This is a genomic window from Sideroxyarcus emersonii, from assembly GCF_021654335.1.
Taxonomy (GTDB): Bacteria; Pseudomonadota; Gammaproteobacteria; order Burkholderiales; family Gallionellaceae; genus Sideroxyarcus; species Sideroxyarcus emersonii.
On sequence record NZ_AP023423.1, the window covers coordinates 558,295 to 579,036 of the forward strand.

Consider the following 20,742-nt stretch of genomic DNA (forward strand, 5'->3'; position numbering starts at 1 on the left):
AGGGGGAATTGAGTATGCTTTCTTACAGTAATTGGTCGGTCCTGACTGCCAGTTTTGTGGTGGTCACTTACCTGGCGTTGAGCGGCGTGGCCTTGTGTTCGGTGCTGTATCTGGTCGGCGCCAAGTGGCGCTTGCAGGTCGGGCAACTGGGCGTGTCCTTGTATTCCTTGTTCCCGCTGGCGTTCGTGCTGCTGGTGATCCTGCTGATCGGCGGCGAGCATACGTTCCCGTGGATCGGCCACGTTTCGCATGGCGAAAACGTGCACATGCCGGGCTGGTACACCCTGCCTCTGCTGGCTGCGCGCGAAGTGATCGGCATGCTCACGATCATGTTCGTGTGGCGCACCTTCATCAAGCGTCAGGCAGTCATGGATCGCAGCGAAGAGGATCGTGCTAAGTTCCATCATGTGGCCTGCTGGGTCCCGTTCTTCACCGTGTTGTATGCCACCATGGTGGCGTGGGACTTCGAGATGACGCTGAAGCCTTCCTGGCACAGCGCGATCTACGGCATGCAGAACCTGGTCAGCAACTTCGGCATGTTCCTGTCTTTCCTGGTGATCTGGATCTACGTGCTGAACACGCGCGACAGGCTGGTGAAGCGGGTCGACGAGTTCATCTACAACTATATGGCGCAGATGATGCTGGCGTTCACCTTGCTGTGGATGTACACCTTCTTCGCGCAATACCTGACGATCTGGTACGGCAACCTCGGCGACGAGCGCGATCGCATAGATGCCATGCAGAACGGCGACTTCAGCGTGCTGTGGTGGTCCATGATTGCGTTGAAATTCGTCATCCCGTTCGTGTCGCTCTGCTTCCCGGTAACGCGCCACAGCCCGAAGGCGACAGTGGCGGTTGCCGCCGGCATCATCGTCGGCACGCTGCTTGAGCGTTTCGTCTGGATCGCGGGCGTCAACGGCACCGGATCCATACCGGTTCTGTGGGGAGGACTGGTCAGCATAGGTGTCATCATGGTAGGGTATCAACTGGTGCGCAGCACAATGGTGCGTAACCAATTGATAAAAGGATAATTTGCTACATGATGACTTTGTATTCGGGGACGACCGATCCCTATAGCCACCGTTGCCGCTTTGTTTTGTTCGAAAAAGGTATGGATTTCCAGGTCATTGACGTGGATGTCTATAACAAACCGGAAGACTTGGCGGTGATGAACCCGTATAACACCGTGCCGGTGCTGGTCGAGCGCGACCTGATCCTGTACGAGGCTAACATCATCAACGAATACATCGACGAGCGCTTCCCGCATCCGCAGTTGATGCCGCCGGATCCGGTGATGCGGGCGCGGGCGCGCTTGTTCCTGCATCGCTTCGAGAATGAGCTGTTCTGCCATATCCCCGGCCTGGAGAGCGGCAACGCCAAGGTTGCGGAGAAGGCGCGGGCTGCGGTACGCGAGAACCTGACGCAGATTTCGCCGGTGTTTTCCAAGCAGAAATTCATGCTGGGCGACGAGTTCTCCATGCTCGATGTGGCGATCGCCCCGTTGCTGTGGCGCCTGGACCACTACGGCATCCAGCTGGACAAGGAAGCGGCGCCGTTGATGAAATATGCCGAACGGCTGTTTTCGCGCCCTGCCTACATCGAGGCGATGACGCCTGCCGAAAAGGCGATGCGTAAGTGATCGCAGCAGGCTCGGCATGAGCGAACCGTCCACCAAGCCTTATCTGATCAGAGCCATCTACGACTGGTGTGCCGACGCCGGCTACACGCCTTATCTGGCGGTGCAGGTCGACGACTACACGCAAGTACCGATGGCTTACGTCAAGGATGGCAAGATCGTGCTGAACATCGGCATGGATGCCGTGCGCAACCTGCAGCTGGGGAATGAAGACATCACCTGCGGCGGCCGCTTCGGCGGCGTCGCACACCAGCTCATCGTTCCAGTGTCCGCCGTGATCGGTATTTTCGCCAAGGAAACGGGACAGGGCCTAGTGTTCCAGGGGCAGGAATCCTCTCCCATCGGTTCGGCGGTCACCAGCCCGGACGAGCCGCCTGACGATCCGCAGCCACAAGGCAAGCCGACCCTGAGGGTGGTGAAGTAACAAAAAAGCCGCAGAAGACTCTGCGGCTTTTTTTATCGTGCAACAACCGGATCAGGCGGCAGCGGGCAAGCTCAGCAGCGTCTGCATCTTGCTCAACGCCTTCTGCTCGATCTGGCGGATGCGTTCGGCGGACACATTAAACTCGGCAGCGAGCTCATGCAGCGTGGCGGCATGCTCATCGTTGTCGCGCAACCAGCGAGCTTCCACGATACGGCGGCTGCGTTCATCCAGGCTGGCAAGGGCTTGCGCCAATCCCGCTGTATGCAGGTGCTCACGTTCGGCCGCCTCCAGGATACTGGAAGGTTCATGTTCGGCATTGTCGGCCAGATAGTTGATGGGGGCATAGCTGTCGTCCTCTTCGCCGGCCAGCGGCTCGAGTGCCACTTCATGCCCGGCAAAGCGTGCTTCCATCTCCACCACATCGTGCTCGCTCACGTTGAGCTGAGTAGCGATCTCGCTGACCTGCTGCGGCCGCAGCGGTTCCAGACCTTCCTTCATGCTGCGCAGGTTGAAGAACAGCTTGCGCTGGGCCTTGGTCGTGGCGATCTTTACCATGCGCCAGTTGCGGATCACGTATTCGTGGATCTCGGCGCGTATCCAGTGCAGCGCGAACGACACCAGACGAACCCCGCGCGACGGATCGTAGCGTTTCACGGCCTTCATCAGGCCGACGTTCCCTTCCTGGATAAGATCCGCCTGCGGCAGGCCGTAGCCGGCATACCCGCGTGCGACGCTGACGACGACGCGCAGGTGAGAAAGCACTAACTGACGCGCTGCGTCCAGATCGTTTTGTGTCTTGAGGCGTGTTGCCAAAGACAACTCTTCCTCATGGGTAAGTACGGGAAAGCGATTCACCGCCTGCACATACCCCTCAATACTGCCGATGGCGGACGGTATTGGTAGACTCATGGCTGAATTCATGGCATTTCCTCCTCTTAAAGCAATTCTAGCACTCGGGCGATTCGAGTGCCAGAAATCGAAAAAGTTCGATGGCAACCGGGCGGGGGGCCATTTGTAAGTGGCCCGCGAAAATACAGCGGAAGACAAAAAAATACAGTGGAAGACAATTGTCTCCCTTTGGCTGCCATGAAAACGCATAGCAATTGCATGATTTCATGGCGGGAAGTTGGACGAATGGGGGCGTTGCTATGACTTCAAAACGCCCAATGTTGTCATTTGTGCCGCCTCTGTTACCAAACCAGACTATTTACTCTTGGGGATCAGTCTTCCATGAGATGTCAGGGAATTCAACCGTCGACCAAACGCGCCTACAGCTGTTTGGTACGGCTAGAGGCAGATGGGATTTCCACATCCCATCACATCTGAACGAGTTGTGCTCGAGCACCCAGCTACGTTTAGGTACGCCTGAGATCATAGTTCGGGACGCAACCATAATCCCTTATTACACCCAGTTTCGTGACCCAAGCGTTGCAGCCAATGTTTTAGATCAGGTCAGACGTAACAGCATCGGAGGACTGGCTAGGGATATTGGGATGACCAGGTCGGCATCCACCGCACATCCTCCAAGGCGTAGCTGCAATGAATGTGTTCTCGCCGACGAAGATAAATACGGGTTTGCTTACTGGAGGCGAGACCATCAATTGCCTGGGGTACTGGTATGTCAGACACATGGAAAGCCACTCTTGGAATTACCGTATGGCCGAGATTCAGTTCAAAGAGAAATATTCCTATGGCCAAACGATGACTGGAATTTAAGGGAAGCTCAGTTAATACTGAACTGGTCGGATGCAACGCTGAATGCGTTGCAGCACCTCGCGCAACTTGCCGCAGACATGGCAGGAGGGCATTTGGACGGCGGGTATTCAATGCAGAAGATGAGGAACACTTGCCTATCGGCCCTACAAGAACGAAATCTGATCGCGACTGATAGATCACTGGACCTTTCACATGCATTGCGAGACTACGGGGACCACTACGCCCCTCTCAAGGGACTCCCAGAATTTACCTCTTCCTTACAACGGTCAATTGAGCCCGTCCTATTCCTTCTAGGCGGCAACGAGCACCGTACACACCCCTTGGAGTGGATGTTGATCATTGGTTGGCTGTTTGGAGATTGGGCGACATTTCGAAAGGCATATGAAAGATCAATAGATGCATGAGATTGGTGGGCCGCAATTGAATTCCTAAGGAGATAGCCCCATGAAAGCAGCTAAGAAAAAGAGCAGGAAGTTGGCCGCACTAGTATCGGCTTTGTCTAGTATTCCCAACATTTGGAGCGCAAGCTCTGTCCAATCTGAGCCTGAAAAATGGTTAAGCAGCTGGCAGATTTACAAAACAGTCGAAGCGAGAATCCAGCCAGAACTCTTCGGATATCACTTTGTTGGCTACGATATTCGTGGTGGTCATGGAGCAGTCTCTAGCAAGATTGATAAATTTGATCCGGTGACGATGTGCGGAGTTACGCGAAGCGGTCGTGTTTATCAGCTATTAGGCCTGCCTGGAGTAAATCCGGATGCCCAATATACGTTGGATGCCTGGATTCATAGGAACGAATTGGTCATGGAGGAAGCGACCGAAGAGTTCGTCCAGCATTACAAAATCGATTTGGAGCGATTGCGGAAAATCGCTCCTCAGCCTTAGCGGACAGTGGTAACTAACCGAGAAATGTCATTCTCAAGCGTCCGCTCTTCAAAGTTTAGAATGCGCTATTCTGAATAATTTCTAGATTGATAATTTATCGCGGTGGTTAGTCGACAAGATATACTTTTGAGATGACAACCGATCTTCCAACTACTCCTGCTGCCGATGGGCAAGCTCAAGGCCATGTTGATGGCGGCCTAACCGCTGCTGCAAGTCCCGAACTAACCGGCGGAGCAGGATTCACTTTTGAAGATGGTGTGGCCGCCGTATACGCGGCGGCACTTCTTTCCGAGACCACCGCACCCGGACTCCCGGGCAGGCTGGTGAGGAGTTTGTCAGTTCAACATGGACCACTCGGCCATCCTCTTGATGACGTGATCGTCGAGGGCGAGGGAGCCGACGGAGTCTCAATACGTCTCAGCCTCCAAGTCAAGCGCTCCATCACCATAAGTGCCGCAGCCACAAACACTGACTTCAGGGACACCGTGTTGCGCGCCCATGCGACCGCTACAGGTGCGGGATTTCACGTCCGGCTGGACCGGGTGGGAATAGCCACGGGCGAGATCTCCGAGGGCAGCAAGCGCGACTTCGAGACCCTATGCGAATGGGCACGGTCAGAGCATGACACTGCCCAGTTTAGGACGAAGCTCCACACCGATGGTGTTGCGGGGAAGAAGCAAACCTTCTTCGATGCCGTCCGGGGCATCCTTTCCACCAAGCTGCCCGAAGGCGAGCTCGACGCCGCCACCCATAGCCTGCTCTCCCATTTCGTCTTGATACGGTTCGACCTGATGCATGAAGGCTCGGTGACAGAACCGCAGACCGTCGCAAGCCTGGCGAATCACCTTCAACCATCCGAGCGCTCTCGAGCGGACGACCTTTGGAGACGACTCCTCGCACTGGTTAGGGTAGCCGAGGGACACGCTGCTTCATTCGACAGGAAGACCTTAGTCGCTCGCTTGAACGGAGCCTTCAGACTCGCAGGCGCTCCCTCCCTGAAGGAAGCTCTTGCCCGGATCGGGACCGAGGCGCGCCATGCCGCCAACGAGATTCCGAACGACATCGGTGGCGTGAGCATCTCCCGTGGGCGTTTCGTCCAAAGCTCGCGCACGGCACTTACCCAGCATCGGTTCGTTCAGATAGGTGGACTGCCAGGAACCGGTAAATCGGTTGTGCTTCGGACCCTCGTCGAAGAGGCGCTCAAAGACGGACCCGTGCTCTTCCTCAAGGCCGACCGGTTGAATGGTGTGACATGGTCACAATACTCGACCAGTCAGGGTATCGGTCCCACCCCGTTGGGTGATCTCCTGGTCGAGCTTGCTTCGGTGGGGACTCCGGTCGTGTTCGTCGATGGTCTCGACCGAATTGATGCGCACCATCGCGGAATCCTCACGGACATCTTCAACACCATACTGGACTCGGATCTCCTCGCGAACTGGAAGGTGGTTGCCACCGTTAGGGATACGGGCATCGAACCAGTCCGGACTTGGCTGCCCCGCAAGCTTCTGGTCGTTGGTGCTGCCGTGATAGATGTGGCCGGGTTCGACGACGACGAGGCCGCATCGTTGGCCCAAAGCAAACCCGCACTGAAGCCGCTTCTCTTCGGAACGGAGCAGGTCAGAGCCATCGTGCGCCGGCCGTTCTTTGCTGGAGTCCTGATCAGGCGACATCCGGCCGACACGAACGCCCCGAGTTCGGAGATAGAACTTGCCACAGCCTGGTGGACGGGTGGCGGGTATGGCGCAGACCCCACCCGTGCGGGACACCGTCGCATTGTGCTCGTCGAACTCGCCAGACGCGGAGCTCCAACACTGGGCAAACGTATCCAGATATTGGGAGTGGACCCTCAGGTGCTGGTTGAACTCGAAGCCGATGGAATCATCCGGCAAGTTAGAGCAGGACACACTGTCGACTTCGTACACGACATCTATTTTGAATGGTCATTTCTCCAGCTTCTGGTGTCCCAAGGTGGGCAATGGCTCGATGTTATCCGTCAGGTAGGCGAGCCCCCCATACTGGGGCGAACGGTCGAGCTGTTCTCTCAAAGCGAGCTCAAAGATGGAAACGACTGGCAAGGATTTCTGGAACGGCTTGAAAGCGCGACCGATGTCCGATCGCAGTGGTTGCGGGCATGGATGGTCGGTCCGTTCGGCCTGTCTTCGTTTCAGAACTACGAGCAAACGTATAACGCAGCGATGTTTGCCGAGGGGGCGAGAAGGGTTGCCAAGCTCGTCGTCTGGTTCCAGGCGGAAAAGACCAAGGCGAATCCGAACATATTGGGCAATGGAGCCCTTCCAGATCTCGGCCTGATCGAGCGCATCCGCCTTGCCGATTCCATGGCTTGGCCCTCAGACATGAGCACTTGGGCGCGCTTCAATTCTTGGCTGATACGATGGATCCACAATATTCCTACGTCGACTCTTCCCGACGTGGTGGCAGTTTTCGAGGTCTGGCAGAACGCATTCGCCGATCTGGTCAATCCGGTATCGAAGGAAATAGTTCGACTTGCCGGTTTGTGGCTTGCGGACATCGAGGCCCGTGAACAGGATGGCACTCAAGCAAATTCCCGCACCGGATGGGACCGGCTTAGGCATGGAGAGCTGGAGGAGCTGGGTGAACGATTGAGGGCGGTGATCCTGCGGGCGGGACGCGCCTACCGCACCCCCGTGCGCGAACACCTATCGCATTTAATGACGTTGGAATATCTGCCACGGCAGGCGGTTGAACAGGTGATGACATATGCCTTCATCATTAGTGAGGTTTGCCCAGACCAACTCGTCGACTTCATGTTGAGCATAATGATTCGTCCACTTCCAGAAGAGGTGGTGCGCCGTTCATCGGATTCACCTTTCGGAATTGGGATCAGTAGCCATGACTGGCAATCCCTATCCATCGATGACCAGCACGGGTTTTTCCCCTGCGCCCCCACGCGGGAACCATTTCCCTCTCTGTTCGCACACGCCCCCGATGAGGCCAGACGCCTGGTGCGGGAAATCACCAACCATGCGATTACCGCCTGGCGTCAGCTTCACGTTTACGACTACGAGGAACGCGGAACACCGATTCCGCTGACGCTCGATTTCCCTTGGGGGCAGCAAACCTTCTGGGGTGGAGCGCAGCAATATGTCTGGTCACGCGGCACTTGGGGCTCGCACGCCGTCGGTTCGGGCCTGATGGCACTTGAGCTGTGGGCGTTGAAAGAAGTCGAAAATGGGCGTCCTGTAGACGATGTCATTCGCGATGTGCTGGAGGGGCACGAGAGCGTTGCGGCACTTGGGGTTGCCATCGCTGTCATGCTGGAGAGCAAGCACATCTCCGAGGTTACCCTGCCACTGCTCACGAGTCAGCGGTTATGGGATTGGGATATCCAGCGACATACATCTGATCTTGGCTTCAATGTAAATCTCATGGGTTTCCTACCGCATGACAGACGTCACTACCAGGCAGTAGTAGAAGGGAACGAGCGTCGGGGGCGTCGGATGGATGTGCGTGATCTTGCATCAATGTGCGTTATCGGTGGCGGCGACTTGGGAACCAGAACATCCGAAGCGATCATTAGATTCACCGACGACCTCCCATTCGGATATGCGGAACAACGGGAGAACCCCGAAACTGTACGGCAACTTCGGAGAACGGCAGAAATCTGGGCCGAAGTGGGTAGACGCACAAACTACCGTGCGACACCAACCGAGAACGGTGATGGTTTGATCATCCAGCTGGACAACCCGGTAGCCCAAGGCCCCGATATCGATGCCATCAACCAACGACAAGCAGAGATGGCGGAGCACCTCCCCCTGCTCAATTGGGCAAATGCCACCTTTCAGAATGGCGTGCTAAACAATGCATTGACGCTCGAACAGGCGGTCGAACGTGCTCGAAGACTGGATTCTGCGGACCTGTTTGAAGAGGCGTTCGAACACGTCAGTCCCGGACACGAACGACAGGCCGCCGTATCCTGTGTTGCCGCCGTTGCGCTCCGTTATGGACGGGCCCTCCCGCTTGCCGATCTGGATTGGTCCACAGATGTATGCCTAAGGGCTTGGAGAACGCGGGAGGTTCGTGACGACATGTTCTTCAGCGGCTCCATCCTGCTCAACCATCCCACGCTCTTCGCGACTTACGGACTTGCTGCGATGGACAATCATGACCCTACACGGCGTGACGCTCTGGAAGCGCTGATACAACTAGCTGGTCATCCATACGAACAGATAATGGTCGAGGCACTGGCGGGATTATTGGCTCTGTGGGGGCTATGTCCCGAAGTAGCTTGGCTCGCTCTCGAACTTGCGGCATCCCTGTCAATCTTCGAGCGTCCGTCATATGACACTCCAAGAGAACAGATCGAAGAACAAATTCAACGCGGAATCTGGGAGAAGGTAGCCACGGCCCTTTCCCGACTCGACGCTCTGGATGAACCGCCCCACCCACTGCCCGGAATGCCTCCGGCATGGGTGCCCGCTACCAACGGACGAAGAATCGCACGTGGTCGTCGCGGCAGGGAGGTGATAATCGAGTGGGAGCATCCGTCGACTGACGTTCATACTCAGTTTCTCGCAAAAGTCTTGACTAAAATCCCCGCAGATTCTGCGATGGGGGACGTTCCGCGGCGCGACCAGTTCCTTACGTGGTGTGACGGACTCGTCGGCTGGACTATCGAACGAATTCATCCTTCGTGGGCGCGGCAGGAAGGCGGGCAGGATTTCGAGGCCGCGTCTTCCGAACACTACGAATGGCGGCGCGATCTCTTTCGATTCTTTGCTCGGGTGTCGCTGCACCTCGATCCCGACGAAAGCGCCCGTCGTTTTGTGGAACCTGCGGCGGGAACCAATGACGACACCTTCGGTTCGCTCATGTCATCGTATGTTTCATACATTACGCATACCATAATGGATGAGCCGGTATTCCCGACAAACCTGATAGTCCTTTTGGAAAAGATCGTTCCGAGAGTACTGGCACATAGAAGGTGGGAACAATCAAGATGGAATGACGGGGAGATACACGATTCCGACCTATACAGCATGATTCGGGCACTGTTCTTTATTGATGTTGAAAGGGCGATGGGTGCCGCGCGTTTTGCGAACGGCGATTGGACCGATGTTACGAACATCAATTCGGTCATAGACCCCATCCTCGCGGCCCAAGGTCAGAATCCGACGGTGATCTCATCCTATCTGACCTTATGCGAGCGCGCCTATCAGGCTTATCCACTGGAACTGTTCGTTGCCAAGCTCCCTATGGTACTCGGCGGAGGCGGTGGAATGCCGCTCGGTTGGCGGGGAACAACCGTCCCTGCACGGCTTGCGGGAATTATTCAACTGTTCTCTGAAAAGGTCCATCCGCTATCTGAAGAAATGGCAAGGGCGCTACTGCGAGCGCTGGACGCCCTCGTGGATATGGGTGACCGGAGGGCAGCTGCGATTCAAACCAGCGAAGCCTTCAAGGACGTTCGAACTGTCACAGTGGTTGTTTAGGGACGAAATAGACTATGGTTACAAGAAAGAAATCAGTTGCACCGTCGAATACCCCGCCTGTGCAATTGCCTGACGGTGCTCGAGTCATTGCCTTTGTCGTTGGAATAGAGCACTACCAAAAGCGCGGCGGACCGACGTTGCCTAGTGTGGATTTTGCGCACAACGATGCTAACGAGTTCGCCGACGCGATAAGTGGAATTTACCAAGGAGATCAGCTCGATATTGTCGTGAACTTGGACAGTGATGCGACACTTGGAAATCTCCAATACGGTCTAAAGCAAGCAATTCAGTCTTTGGGGGCAGATGACCTTTTCATTTTTTACTATGCAGGCCATGGTTTTCATGACTCGCAGGGAAACCGCATCACAGCATGGGATACTCATGCTGGGGGACTCGATGGAACCACTCTCTCGTTGCGCGAAATTCTTATCGATCCGTTAGGGCGAAGCCCTTGTCAGAGAGCTCTGATTTTCATTGACGCGTGCGCAACAAAACTCAACAACAGTATCCATGCTCGCGATGTACTAACGGCGTTTGATAAAAACGAACTCAAGATGTTCCTGAATTCGGCTACCTATTGCGCCACATTTCTTTCATGTGAACCTGGCCAGAAGTCCTATCCATCTAATGAGCATCAGCACGGGCTATGGACGTACTTCTTGCTCAAGGCTTTGCGGGGCGAATCCGAAGAGGCGTTGGGTCACAATCGTCACCTCACCGATATTAGCCTGAGGGATTATTTACAGGTTGCTGTCCGTAATTATGTGACAAAATCTATGACGGTAAGTGAGGTGCAAAAGCCGTGCGCATTAATCAACGCAAGTAATACGTTTTCAATCCGATACATTCCAGAACCAACCATCACCGTTAGTGACGCAAGCGATCTAACTGCAATTCGATTGGTCGCCAAGAAAGAATATCTTGAGTCAGTCAAGACAGGCAGTATTAAATCGCTGCCTGGTTTTAATAGAAAAACCCATTTTGTTCCCACATATAAGAGTGAGAGTGCTACTACATTCATACGAACACTGATAGGGGATCAAATCGATGAAGAGATTCAGAATTATTATCAGTCGATAAAATCAGAGCTCGGATTGCGACATAAAGAAGTTGACCAGTCTTGTGGTGATGGTGAAGGTAGTATTGACACCGACTATTTTCGATTTTCAGTGGAGGTACACCAGCATAGCGAAGACTTTGCCGACTACGAACTTGTTCGACGTTTGATTTTGCGGAATGGATGGGAAGCCAAATCCAAAGAAATTGACCTTATCTTCGGCAAGATGTTTGAGCTTGTTGTCATAGAAGTCAAACCTGACGCCAACGACTACGACGAATTGGTCGACATGTTTGAGAATTTGGAAGAACAGCATGGAGGGACGCTGGAGGATGATGAGCCAAATACACGGATTACCTATATCTCCCAAGATGGGGTGCGGATTTTTATTGACCTATTTCAAGGGAGACTTACTCTAGGAACAGGTGGCAAGATGTTAATTACCGAGCTAATAGGAAAAGCCCGGGGCTATCGATTTGGGCTTGGCGGCAAATCTCAGCTATTGCTGACATCATAGGTTCGCAGCTGCGAGTAAATTTACTGCTATCTGGACTTTGGAAATGGACTGGCTATCTGTCAACATGATGCCGATATTGCGCGCAAAGCGGAAGTTCCAAAGTATCGCCGCTTAGTTCCGCTTCGGCCGAGATTCCAGTCTTTGGCCGCATCGGACTCTGCACCTTGATTGCTAAAGGACTGCGCTATCCAGCTTGGCGGACCTTCGCATTTGCCGAGGATGAGGATCACAAACGCTTATGCTGTAGGCGCGCAACGAAATGAGCGATCCAACTGACGCTTTGTTAGGCTCTAATCCTGCTTTCCCGGATTACTTCGAATTTGGACATTTCTTCATAACTGTCCGTTGAATGTAGAAATCCCATATTCTTATCATGTGACTCATCGATTGAATTCAGAAACAAGTCAATGTTTTCGGTTTGAGTCGTGTTCAATTTGCAGAAATCGGATTGGATTTTATCCCTGGTGCTAGTGTTTAAGTAGCTGTGCAATTTCCCAACAACCCCAACCAATATATCTGACAACTGGGTAAACTGGTTTGACTGTGAGTTAACAAATGAATAGTTTCTAATTTCTTGCGAACCATCCAAAATTTTGTATTCGGCCAACGATTCCGCTATAGAGTTTTCGTTATCGAAAATATGTGTAGAGTTTTTGAAAATACAAATTGGGCGCAAATAGAATTGAGAAAAGTCTCTTATTAGAACAAAGTCCTCCTCACCCGTAACAAATGGCAGAGAGCCTTTATTCTTTGCTTCTTTTAATATCTGCCTGAGCGACTCAAGGCCCAAATGAAATTCCATGTCATCGAGATAGTCGACAAACAGATTGCTTATTGATTCGATAAACGGCAAGACCTCATCTTGCTTGATGTTTGGGTATCCAAATCTGCGGAATAGCGAAATCATCGAATCAATTTCAATTTTTGACAGCTTATACAAATCATTCTTTAGCATGTTCGCAAATGGAGGTCCCAATTGTTGGCTTATCTCAGAATGCGAGATTGCTGAGTCAACAATATCTACAATCGACCAATAAAGGATATTTATACTTGAGTAGTGGACGTACAAATCGTTACTGCCGATGAATCTGAAGAAGGATGTAAGTCTTTGCGACTTCATACAATCGAGAAAGTCCCCTTTAGCAATATGCTTGAACTTAACCTCTTTGACGGAGTCTTGTAGATTGAAACTATCAATTAGGGATTGAACATCTGGCGCAGTTCCTTCATGTACTAGCCCACCTAACACAAAGTTATCTGTGAACGCGGAATTAAAATCAAACTCTCTTACGTGAAATTTCCTTATGTTGTTCGTTTCATCATAGTAAAACGTATATGCGCCATCAAAGTTGGCCAAAGGTGCGGACCTCTTTGTGTATTTACGGATATCACCTATATCGAAAGTTTTCATTAGTCCAATTCGCTTCCCTATATTGCATAACATTCTGTGTGGCAACGGCGCTCGCTTGGCCGAATTGTAAAAGATATCTATCGATCTTCGAAGGATGTTAGATCAGACAGTTAAGTCCTAGCCAACTAGACGTCCTCCACGGGTAGAGTTCCGCCCTGGCTTGAGAAATTCCAGTTCTCGTGCGGGTCCAGCCCAATCCTTGGAAATTTGATACTCCATAAGAATTTCCATGATCGTGCCGGGGCTGAAGATGCGAGTTGGCGTTACAAACGAGAAGTATTGAAGCACCAGAAGGCCCTGATGGTGTTCGATTCCAGAAGCACCTAGCACGCTACGCTCTGACGCACCGACTGCTCCTGCACACAACTTCGCCCAAAGCATTCGCCTTGCATAGAAATGCCAGTCGGACTCCTTGAGAAGTTCTAACTGCTGCCGTGCCAACGGATATCTTGCTGGATCCGGCATGTTCGTGCGACTCCAACCCGCTTCGCGCATCAGGAAGTTGCGGGTGATTTTCTTTGGCATGTCGGTTGAGTTGTATAGAACAACTGCAGTGCTGGCGAAATTCCGTGCCCACCGCAAGTCATCGGGATGTTGCGTCACTATCAACGACGCAGGCTTTATACCATCCTTTGAATTTCTGTTATCAAGAATGGCTTTTAGCCAGACAAACCCGTCATCGTTGTCCCGCAGCAGCTTCTTCATCAAACTGGAGTATGTTTTCCACAGATCATCCATAGCCCAATTCGGGTGCTGGCGGAGAATTTCCTCGATTCGAGTACGGGAGGTTTTGCGCTCTGACGCAAATTCATGGGATGACTCTTGGGCTTCGATACGTGGAATAGCCGCCGAGCCAATATCTTGTGTCGCAGGTATGGCGATGGTCTCGATTGCAGTGGCTGGCGCTGGCTGCTGCGGAGAAGGTTTCGTGGCAAACTCCCAGAATGCTGCCGCACTACCAAAAAGAAATTGGGATAGAGCCAAGTGCCGTGGCAGTGGGGCATCGAAAACGGTAGATTCTCCCGCAAGACGGAACCAATGTTGGTTCTTATTGAGGCGATAAGCTGAATCAATGCGACCTAACGTTTCTTTCCCAAAGTGTTTTTCAAGAGCCTCAACAATCTCCTTACGATTGATCGTGGATCCTCTCGAAAATCCCAACTCAACCAACCGAGCCTTATAGGCGGACGCCAGTGTTGCGGCATCCAGAGGCACCGTGGGTGCAAGCAACATGTCTCGGGCGAATTGGGCATAACGCAACTCTGAAGCGCTTGCATCATGAACCGGTGTATAAAAGACGCCTTCGGTGAGGCTTAGCCCGCAACCTTCACAAGGCACCCATGGCGCAAGAATGAATTCATTCTTGCGCTCGAACGGACAGCCACAATTGGGACAACTCGAGAGCAGTCGGGCTTCGTGGCGCCAGCAGACCTGAACCCCCGGGATCTGGTGTGCCCTGTGAATGTAAGGCTGTTCCCATTCATCCGCGTCGCATCGCAGGCAATCGACACATAGATGTGTCTCTCCGCTTTCTCCAACGATCCTTTTGGGCATGTTGATGATTTGGTTTGCGATGGGTATCGCGTCACCAGAAAGACTGAGACGCGCATTGCCGTACACTTCAAATAGAGGGAAGAGTGTCGTATCCCTTAGCAACCTCTCGACATTCTGGGTAGCATCTCCTGGAAGCTTGGCCGCGAATCGTTCGAGATATTTTGGAATCCAGTGTGTCAGACGGAATGGCGCCGAATCGTAGAGCTGTTGAAAGCTGACTCGGGTGGATAGATTGCCACTGTCATGGTGATATCTGGATACCTGCGAAATATGCAGTTCGTCTGGCAGAATCAGAGGGTAAAGAGATATCTGGCTTCCGTTCGTTTTCCCGGCAGATTTTGTATCAATTTGTCGTTCGTTCAATGCCACTCAATTACTTCCTGACTTCAAGTTGGAAAAGAATCGTGAATATTCAGCCTCTGGGACACAATGGATTCCATCCTGTGTCCCAGAGGCCTCAGTCCTGCAAAGGCCAGAGCCAATGTGTTATTGATCCTTTCTTCTGCGGTTAGCATCTCCATTTCATCCTTCCATCAATCCGGCTCGTCTCGCGAGTTCCCGGAGATCTGCATTGGAGCCGATTTTTTTTAGCAGTTCAGCCGTAGCTTGCGCTGCATCGTTCTGCTTTTTGAGTTCCGGACTGGGGGCCTGGGCGGAAGCATTTTCAGCAGCCTTATGATTGGCCGCCAAAAGACGCTCAATACGTTCGGCCAGAAGTTCGCTGTTGTCTGGTCGAAGCAATGCATCCAATTGCTCCTTTGGAGGAAGCAGGTCCTCGAACTTCTCCAGACGGTTCTTTTTCCCGGAACGCAATGCAGCAAGGGCTTGGTGCATGGGAATGAACTGTCGGTCATAGACGTCCTTCAGAACCTTGCTGTCGACCGTATCTAGGTTGTGGCGGATTGCATAAACTTGGGCAGCGCGATGCAGGGCAATGAAGATCGCCATGATGCCCTGGGATAGATTGAATATCTGTTTACGCAGTTCATCCGTCAGCGGGGCTGGTTTCTTCACCCACTGAAATTTCTTCCAGACCACTTCTACGACCAGTTTGTCCCACACTACATCATCGAACCTGGATGGCAGCGCCAGATCGAAATACCCGCCGCTGCATACACGGCGCGCATTGCGGGCGACCTTGGAAAACAGCCTGACAGCGGCATAGGTTCCGCTGAAAACGATGGGTACTTTACATACGTTGGCGATCTTGAGAAAGAAGCTCAAGGCGAGCTCAGCCTCATGGTCGCCTCGCAGCAACAGGCACTGAATTTCGTCGACGAACAGTACACCCAGATGGTGGGTGGCGAACACTTGCGCCAGATTGCCAATCATCGTGTCGCGGGTCCGCGTGCCCTTGTCATATTGCTGCCGGTAATCTGTACCTAGTGCGTCATCGACAGCTCCAAACATGGACAGGATCAACCCCCTGAGGCTGGCATCGAAGCTTGCGTTGACGCCGATCCAAACCAATTGCTTGACGGCAAACGACTCACCCTTGTAGTCGGTGTGGATGATAACTTGCGAATACATCTCCAGCAGAGATTCAATGAGGGTAGTCTTGCCATTTCCGCTCACTGCTGTAGTCATGATTGCAGGCACGCTTTTGGACCTCACTTGATACTCCTCAAGTGGTTCGCTCATGGTCTTCTTGATCTTGCAGTGCAGACGACGCCACTCGCGGTTGAAAGGGTTCCGTGCGGCATAGCCACGACGGATCAGAACCGAAAGGGCGACTTCGACGTCGAATGCAAGCGGCAGAGGAATGACCAGGTCCTCGATGGCGGAAACGCAATGAATACGCTCGTGTGGCGGAAGAGCTAGTTCGAGTGCGGTGCCAACATCTGGTATGTAACGCAGTTCCTTCGTTACATAATCTTCGCTGAAGATATTGGGGAGGGCCTCGATCAAGGGATTACCGGCATAGGCGGCTGGTGCAGCAATCGAATGATACTCGGCCGTGATTTGTTTAAGTGGTTTAGTCATGATCGATCAACTCCTCAGTTTGAGCCAAGAGCTTGGATAGCAGGTCGGGCGGTGCGTCGGAACCGTCTGAATCTTCGGCAACGACATACTCATCGACATCCCGGCGATTGCGTTGGACAGCTTCCCTTACGCGTTCCACCTCTGCCTCGAATGCTCGTTTGTCCTTGATGTCAGACAGGTGCTCGGCCTTCGATGCGGGAGGAATTGCCTGATCTCGTGCTTCGGCGGCCTTTTTGATCTCCTCGTCCCGGAAGCGATTGTGGGCAACCCGGTCCAGAAGGCGAATGTCAGCGTCGTCTTCCCGTACCAAATCTCGGTACACCATGCAGTCAAAAATCTCCTCCAGGCGGGCATGTTCCGGAATTTTTGAGGGAACGGTTACTGTAAGGGTTTCGTAATTCCCGGTCGTGTCATTCAGGCAAAAGATGCGGCGCGGATCATTGGGGTGGTATTTGATCTTGAGTTTCTTGTTGCCAAACGTCCGGACAAACTCTTGCCATTGTTGCTTGTCCACCATGTGGCCCCTGTAGGCGTGCCCGGCAAAGTGCACACCAGCTTCTCGAACAGATACGTTGGCGCTGGGAAGCAGGGCGGTGTATAGGGTGTCCTGATCCCACTGGGGTGGAGACCCGTGAAGATTGTCGAGGCCATAGTTCCACAGGTTGATTGGCGTTGCCTTGATTTCCAGTCCACTCAAGGGACCGACTAGGCGATCACTAACATCAGTAGTTTTGTTGAACGTGAGAATGGCGTGAACCAGGATGCGGGTAAAGCGGTGAAGGGTGAGGGTAGCGTCCAGCCTGCAATCCCTTTGGCCACGTTCACGTGCCCGGGAGAGCACTGCACCCGGCATCCACTTCACGGTCAGATCGCGAAGCCAGTGAAACAGGGTCTCGATCGGTCCCTTTTTGTCAGGGCGGAATGGAGGGCAGGGACTCAGGTTTAACCTGAGGTCATGGGCGCTGTCAGTGCTGGGAATCGAAAGTTGCTCGCCGCGATCATGTACGATGTCCAAACATCCATGAGCGCATGGCCAGTCTGAATCGGTCATTTTAAATCCCAATGATCTCAGGAACTCTCCCTTGGGAGAAAAGGCATTGAACAGTGCCAGTCGTGCCGTGTGCCAACTGGGGCCTTCAAGCGCGACATGTACGCCGACTATCATTCCGCTCCAGACGTCCCTCACCAGATAGACAACAGGTCTGCCGATAATCCAAAAGGGGTTGAACGAGCTGACGAGGTACACATCCGCCACTGTGGAGTCGATCATGTAGGCCTGCGCAGGGCCGAACAACCTGTCAAACGCCTTGCCTAGAATGGCACGCTTGGTCTGCTCCCAAGTGATAGCTGGAATCATCTGCTTGAGCAGTTCCACCGGGGTGTATTTTTTTTTTACGTAATAGCGAAACGTTTCAAGGGACGGACGCTTCTCAAGTAACGTTTTGCTGGGCTCATAGACTCCTTGTTCGTTCTCACACCAGCCGTCCGTGAAGTGATCCTCGATCATTTTGTGATAGGCGTGTTCATACTTGCCGAGGCTGCCACCGTACAGGTCCCATGCCAGCCAGATTAGTGCCCTATCATCCGGACCTGTATTCACTCCGATTCGTTCTGGCGCGTGGCCTGTCTTGATGCGTTTTGGAGTCCTGCCGCGCTTCCTCAGACCCGGATTGCGGTATTTCCCCGGGGCACCACAATTTGCATTGTCCGAGATTAACGCTGACTCTTTGCACTCATAGAGCCAGAGCCGATAGACGATTTGGTAGACCGTATAACGCGTTAGCTTTTTCTGATCCTGCGATAGTGTCTTATTGTGGTGCTCCACGGTCCGCGCGACATAGCGCCCCAACTCGCCACTCTCGAATATGCGGATGAGATCCTTTTCATGCAGGAAGTCGTCAGTGAATCCCTTGCGGCGTCCCTTAACCTTCTTTTCGGCGGCGGAAAGCTCATGTTCTTTCTTGTTCAGGCGCTTCGGAACGAAAGCGCGCGTTTTGACGATCAGGCGTTTGCTGAACACATCCTCAAGAACTGAGAGGCTGACACGTGTAGGACGGTGAAGCTTTAGCTTCACACGCTTGTTGCCGGTGCTGACTTCGGATTCCGGCAATCGATCAGGAAATCTCAGGACAAATGCACAATCGCTGACGCGATTGGCCCAGACGATTCTGTATAGGCCGGGATCGATTGGTAGCTCAGTGGGTTTGATGACGTTGATGACATTATGACGGCCAAGTCTTTCCGTCATCGTAGTCGGTTGGAAATGATTTCCGTCCCTGAAGAATTTGTCATTTGCATTCATGGCAGCCTCCTTAATTTATTCAGAATGGACCAACTTGGGATGCTCATGGGCGAGCGTGTTTCACCATGAGGGAATGGCAACTGGAGATGTACTGGACGTGTGAGGTCCACAGGAATCAAGCCGCGCATGATCCCGAACTTCAGAAGTCGAACAGCGGTGTGAAAATCAATTTCCATGGCGTGGCTGACCATTTCGACTTGCTCGATGCAGCGACCACGCCAAGGAGCGGCTTTCCATGCAGACAGGAACTTGTTCAGTAACTCAACATCACGTTCAGAGAAGCGCTGGATAGCGCCGCTCAAGGCCCACTCCAGGTTGAGATACACCTGCTGATTGACCATTCGGTCGGTCGCCAGGAGCCAGGGAATGCCAAGGGACGTCCAGTACGCTCTTTCCAGCCTGAGAATCCGGAATATCTTTTTACGCCGTCGGACGCGCTTTTCCTTGGAAGGCTCCCTATTGGGATCCCCTCGCATGTCTTTCCAGTACTTGATCGAAACCGCGACAAGGAAAGGAGCCTTACGCGGAAGTTCAACTGTCAGCACCTGATCTGTCGAATAAATGAACGGCACTTTAAGGCCCACGTATTTCGCATGGCGAAACTTCAACTCCTGCGCAATGGCCACCGTGCCAGGGCTGTCCAGCCAAAGATCATGAGATGCGGCCGTCTTAGAATCCAGGATTTCCAGCATCGGATGGGGATGGGTGGCCGTCCACAGTGGATAGTTCTCGCGAATATCCGTGATGCAGGGCTGAGCCATATTTGGGACGCAATGGGCTCGCTCTAGGTTGGACACCAGGTGATGTTGCCGATTGATGAAGGGGTCAAACAGGATGTGGGACTGTCCGTGGGACGAATAGTCTTGTTTGGTGACTTGGATCCACGAGCGGTAATTCTTGCCAATGCCCTGGCCACGGCCATCCTTGAGCCAATTGACCAAGCGTGTTTCTGTAATCGCAGCGCGATGCATATCTCCCTCCGAAGTGTTTAGCTCCAACGAACATGCGGATATCCGGGTGCCGGCAAATTGCTGGCGCGGAATTGGCGCATCCGCGATGTTCATGGGGTCTGGATTAGGGACAGGAGTCCCCTTGACCTCGGGCACAAAGAGAGAGATACTTTTAATGTCCTTTCAGTATGTCGTCCTGTTAGCGCAGGGCGTCTCTCGAGTGACCAAGGCCGTAGCCATGAAAATGGGTGCGGCTTTTGTTTTTAGTCCATGATGTTTTCCTTTCTAGGCAATTGGCGGGTGGCAATGGATCGCAGCGCTATTCAGCTAACGACCTCCCGAATTGTTGTTCGCAATCCCTTGATGAACCTTGCGGGCAATTGGTTTGCATGAAGCCTGATGTCACGTATGAGCGCCTGTATATCTGGAGATAACTCTGATTCTCCGTAGACAAGCCCCCTCAAGACTGAAGACTGTTGTAAGAGCTCATATGCTTCAGTCTCACAAAACTCAAGCGCAGAGAGGATCTTTTCCATTCTGCTGGTAGGAGGTGGCGTACCCCGTCCGTTTTCGATTTCGCAGTAATAGCTGACCGAAATCCCGGACTTTGTCGCAATTTCGGCTAGTGTCTTATCGAGTTCAAGGCGACGGCGCTTAAGCCGTTGACTCAAGGCTATCTGGATTTCTGTTTGATTGGCCACGACAGTTCCTTTTTCTGTTGAAAATGCATTCCGTCGCCAGCATAGTTCGGTTCTTTGGGGTACGGTAGGAAGTATCTGGGCAATTTGGGCGAGGGATATTTCCGAAGTGAGTGTCGGCTCTATTGGATACGGATT

The 20,742-nt window shown here is 53.0% G+C and carries 14 protein-coding genes; 7 read left to right on the top strand and 7 right to left on the bottom strand.

The window, feature by feature from the left end; genetic code table 11:
- Positions 1-14: 14 nt before the first annotated feature.
- The 3 genes from L6418_RS02695 to L6418_RS02705 are packed head-to-tail and all read left to right on the top strand — an operon-like array spanning position 15 to position 2,060.
- Positions 15-1,031 (top strand): hypothetical protein, encoded by a 1,017-nt coding sequence (locus L6418_RS02695; RefSeq protein ID WP_237247943.1) that lies wholly within the window; start codon positions 15-17, stop codon positions 1,029-1,031.
- An 8-nt stretch (positions 1,032-1,039) separates the two neighbouring features.
- Positions 1,040-1,639, top strand: a complete 600-nt coding sequence (locus tag L6418_RS02700; protein WP_237247944.1) for a glutathione S-transferase N-terminal domain-containing protein — start codon at positions 1,040-1,042, stop codon at positions 1,637-1,639.
- A 16-nt stretch (positions 1,640-1,655) separates the two neighbouring features.
- Positions 1,656-2,060: a ClpXP protease specificity-enhancing factor gene (locus L6418_RS02705; RefSeq protein ID WP_237247945.1), complete on the top strand. Its 405-nt coding sequence runs from the start codon at positions 1,656-1,658 to the stop codon at positions 2,058-2,060.
- Between the two features lie 51 nt (positions 2,061-2,111).
- Here the strand turns inward: L6418_RS02705 and rpoH are convergent, their stop codons facing one another.
- The gene (gene rpoH / locus L6418_RS02710; protein ID WP_237247946.1) at positions 2,112-2,981 is read right to left on the bottom strand and encodes an RNA polymerase sigma factor RpoH; all 870 of its coding nucleotides are present in this window, start codon (positions 2,979-2,981) and stop codon (positions 2,112-2,114) included.
- Between the two features lie 245 nt (positions 2,982-3,226).
- Here rpoH and L6418_RS13485 point away from each other — a divergent pair, with 245 nt between their 5' ends.
- The 4 genes from L6418_RS13485 to L6418_RS02725 all read left to right on the top strand — a co-directional run bounded on the left by L6418_RS13485 (position 3,227) and on the right by L6418_RS02725 (position 11,706).
- Positions 3,227-4,180 (top strand): TniQ family protein, encoded by a 954-nt coding sequence (locus L6418_RS13485; protein ID WP_408641572.1) that lies wholly within the window; start codon positions 3,227-3,229, stop codon positions 4,178-4,180.
- Between the two features lie 40 nt (positions 4,181-4,220).
- On the top strand, positions 4,221-4,661 hold the full coding sequence (locus tag L6418_RS02715) for a hypothetical protein (protein ID WP_237247947.1): 441 nt from the start codon (positions 4,221-4,223) through the stop codon (positions 4,659-4,661).
- A gap of 332 nt (positions 4,662-4,993) precedes the next feature.
- The gene (locus L6418_RS02720; protein ID WP_237247948.1) at positions 4,994-10,132 is read left to right on the top strand and encodes a hypothetical protein; all 5,139 of its coding nucleotides are present in this window, start codon (positions 4,994-4,996) and stop codon (positions 10,130-10,132) included.
- Between the two features lie 14 nt (positions 10,133-10,146).
- Positions 10,147-11,706, top strand: coding sequence for a caspase family protein (locus tag L6418_RS02725; RefSeq protein WP_237247949.1), 1,560 nt, complete (start codon positions 10,147-10,149; stop codon positions 11,704-11,706).
- 283 nt (positions 11,707-11,989) lie between these two features.
- Here the strand turns inward: L6418_RS02725 and L6418_RS02730 are convergent, their stop codons facing one another.
- The 6 genes from L6418_RS02730 to L6418_RS13490 form a co-directional block, all read right to left on the bottom strand.
- The gene (locus L6418_RS02730; protein WP_237247950.1) at positions 11,990-13,117 is read right to left on the bottom strand and encodes a DUF3800 domain-containing protein; all 1,128 of its coding nucleotides are present in this window, start codon (positions 13,115-13,117) and stop codon (positions 11,990-11,992) included.
- Positions 13,118-13,234: 117 nt separating this feature from the next.
- Positions 13,235-15,040: a TnsD family transposase gene (locus L6418_RS02735; protein WP_237247951.1), complete on the bottom strand. Its 1,806-nt coding sequence runs from the start codon at positions 15,038-15,040 to the stop codon at positions 13,235-13,237.
- Between the two features lie 153 nt (positions 15,041-15,193).
- On the bottom strand, positions 15,194-16,654 hold the full coding sequence (locus tag L6418_RS02740) for an AAA family ATPase (RefSeq protein WP_237247952.1): 1,461 nt from the start codon (positions 16,652-16,654) through the stop codon (positions 15,194-15,196).
- Positions 16,647-18,956: a hypothetical protein gene (locus L6418_RS02745; protein WP_237247953.1), complete on the bottom strand. Its 2,310-nt coding sequence runs from the start codon at positions 18,954-18,956 to the stop codon at positions 16,647-16,649. The genes L6418_RS02740 and L6418_RS02745 overlap by 8 nt, the downstream gene beginning before the upstream one ends.
- A complete protein-coding gene (locus L6418_RS02750) occupies positions 18,953-20,020 on the bottom strand; it encodes a TnsA endonuclease N-terminal domain-containing protein (protein WP_237247954.1) in 1,068 nt (355 codons plus the stop codon). The genes L6418_RS02745 and L6418_RS02750 overlap by 4 nt, the downstream gene beginning before the upstream one ends.
- Positions 20,021-20,229: 209 nt before the next feature.
- Entirely contained in the window at positions 20,230-20,607 is a 378-nt protein-coding gene (locus L6418_RS13490) for a helix-turn-helix domain-containing protein (protein WP_408641567.1), read from the bottom strand.
- Between the last annotated feature and the right edge of the window lie 135 nt (positions 20,608-20,742).